The organism is Fulvivirga sp. M361, assembly GCF_007097395.1.
GTDB lineage: Bacteria > Bacteroidota > Bacteroidia > Cytophagales > Cyclobacteriaceae > Fulvivirga.
Genome location: NZ_VKDC01000089.1, coordinates 1 through 2,695, shown reverse-complemented (window position 1 = coordinate 2,695; position 2,695 = coordinate 1). Strand labels below are relative to the sequence as shown.

Sequence of the window (2,695 nt, the reverse complement as noted above, 5' to 3'; positions counted from 1 at the left end):
GATTTAACTTTTCTGTATGCCTAAATTTAACTTCCCCAGCTATATACAGCATGATCAGATGGATTGTGGACCGGGGTGCCTGAAAATTATCAGCAAGCATTACGGTAAAAATTTTTCATTAAAATACCTGAGGGACAGATGCTATGTTACCAGAGAAGGGGTATCGTTGTTCGATATTGCCCGGGCTGCAGAAGAAGTAGGTTTTCGCACACTCGCCATCAAGGTGTACTTTAATGACCTGCAAAAAAAAATGCCTCTGCCGGCAGTCGTTCATTGGAAGCTGAATCACTTTATCGTAGTTTACAAGATTACACGAAAGTCTGTCTATGTTTCAGATCCCGCCAGTGGCCTTCTTAAATATTCATATGAGGAGTTCAGACGAAACTGGGAAGTAGCTGAAGGCAAAGGAAGCATTCTTATTCTTGAAGTATCACCGGATTTTTCCTTGCAGGCAGAGACAAAGACACCAGATTCTTTCAGGCATTTTTTAAAATACCTGAAACCACATCAGAAATACCTGGCTCAGGTATTTCTGGGTATGCTGGCAACCATACTAATGGGGCTTCTTACCCCGTTTATCCGGCAATCGATTGTAGATTTTGGAATCCTGGGGAACAATATGCCATTTATCAATACAATGCAAGATTTCCAAACTATTTCAAACCATGAGCAGATGCTACTGAAAGGAGGAACCGGAGGACCTAACCCATATTTAGTAGAAATACTCAAAGTGCTAGCCTCCAAAGTTACAGAATCCCTTTTCGGTTGTGGCGAAAAGCCACCTGCTGATGCGAATGGAAATATGTGTTACGAAGAAAATGGCATGAAGCTGGAGGTTACTCAAACTGGGATTGTTAATAACCTTACTTACAACGCTGGTAACGGTGGAGATTCTTGTGATGACTCTTGCAATCTTAAGGAAATGTTAACTAATGCTAGTGACAGTGTTAAGATGACTGCCGATGGAATCTTTACGTTTTATACCAATAATTGATTAATAAAACTGCGCAAAACAAAAGGCAGTTAGATTCCTTTAGTCGTCTTTGCTTAAACCAAGAATTATAAGCCTCTATCGGTAAGGCAATTTTGCAAAGATCAAAAGTTTTACTCCACAGATCAATATTCTAGATACCAATGATTAAAATCAGATTTGCAGTACTAATAATGGTAATATTAGCCAGTGGCTGCCAACCAGAAACAAATAAAATTATTTATCTCAATGCCCAAAGAATTGATACTGTTCATTTCAAGTATAAGAATGAGGAGATCATATGTAATGTAGAAGTGAATAAGGAAAGTTTTGACTTTACTTTTGACACAGGCGCAAGCAATACTGCCCTGGGAAATGGCATAGGTTATTCAAATATTGTAGAAAACAAATCTTTCATGGATGCCAGAGGCATTTCACATCAGGCCAAAGGAGTTATGCTGGATAGCCTGACCATAGGCCATAGGCTATTCAGTAAATTTGATTCTTATTATCATGTAAGCCCTCTTGACAAAGATGGGATTATTGGAGGAAATATTTTGAAAGCATTTGCATGGAAAATCAACTTTGCAGATCAAATCATTACTTTTAGCGAAAACGCAGAGAATTTAGGAGTGACCGGGGAAGGTATTCCCTTAATAGTGCATAAAGATGTTCCTTACGTTGGCATAACGGTGGATAATGAGACTTTTATGTTTCTGGTAGATACCGGGTTCTCGGTTTTTATGCTGCTGAAAAAGAACCTTAGCAGCAAAGATGAGTTGGGAGAGATGGTGCAATGGACAGAGAATTCCCTGTATAATACCCCTTTTTCAGATAAACAGGATTTTATAGATACTTCTTATTATCACATTGAAGATATTTCCATTCAAGACCAGATACTGAAAGACGAAATCATTGTATATACAAGCTTTACCAATTTTAATCTTATAGGAATGGATTTCCTTCGACGGTTCGAATACGTAATAATAGATTACCCTGGCAAGAAATTGTATCTTGGCCCACGGGTATTTAAATCCTTCAGGTACGTTAGTACCGTTCTGGAGAAAATAAATACGGTTGGATTGCAAGTGGAGAACAGTCCAGTTCACAAGGTCATTGCTGTTTGGGATAGTTTAGCGTTTCAGAATGGTATAGCACCCGGAGACACTATCCTTGCAATCAATGGTATCTCACTGGAAGAGCAGCCGGAAGCTTTTTACAAGGATGAAATAAAAAGTGTTGATGGGGGATATACAGTTAGTCCTTCTCAGTGGAACCAATTATCTAGTGCGTTACACTTCTCTGATACATCTGTTAATCTCAAAATAAAGCGCCATTCCAACTACCAGGAAGTTACGCTGAACCGGAGATTCTACTTTCAGGATCTTCCGGATACCATTCAGACCAATAACTCATGGAATGTTTCGCGCCAAATACCTGGGACCTTGGGCCCTAAAATTAGTAAAGGGAACTTTTTATTTTTCCCAAAACAATAAGCAGCCAACAAACAGGTGTGGCGCAAAAAATTAATCATACTATACAAAATAACCTTTAACATTTTAATAGTGCAAACTGAGCGATTTTCCAAGGATTTAACTTTTCTGTATGCCTAAATTTAACTTCCCCAGCTATATACAGCATGATCAGATGGATTGTGGACCGGGGTGCCTGAAAATTATCAGCAAGCATTACGGTAAAAATTTTTCATTAAAATACCTGAGGGAC

General features: G+C 38.7%; 3 protein-coding genes. All 3 read left to right on the top strand.

The annotated features are described in order from the left end of the window. The first annotated feature begins 16 nt into the window (after positions 1-16). Complete coding sequence (locus FNH22_RS31665; protein WP_143402551.1) at positions 17-994, top strand: cysteine peptidase family C39 domain-containing protein; 978 nt, start codon at positions 17-19, stop codon at positions 992-994. A 140-nt stretch (positions 995-1,134) separates the two neighbouring features. Next, complete coding sequence (locus FNH22_RS31660) at positions 1,135-2,466, top strand: hypothetical protein (RefSeq protein ID WP_143402550.1); 1,332 nt, start codon at positions 1,135-1,137, stop codon at positions 2,464-2,466. A gap of 109 nt (positions 2,467-2,575) precedes the next feature. Beyond that, positions 2,576-2,695: cysteine peptidase family C39 domain-containing protein (locus tag FNH22_RS31655; protein ID WP_143402549.1), on the top strand; the 120-nt coding region annotated here is incomplete at its 3' end.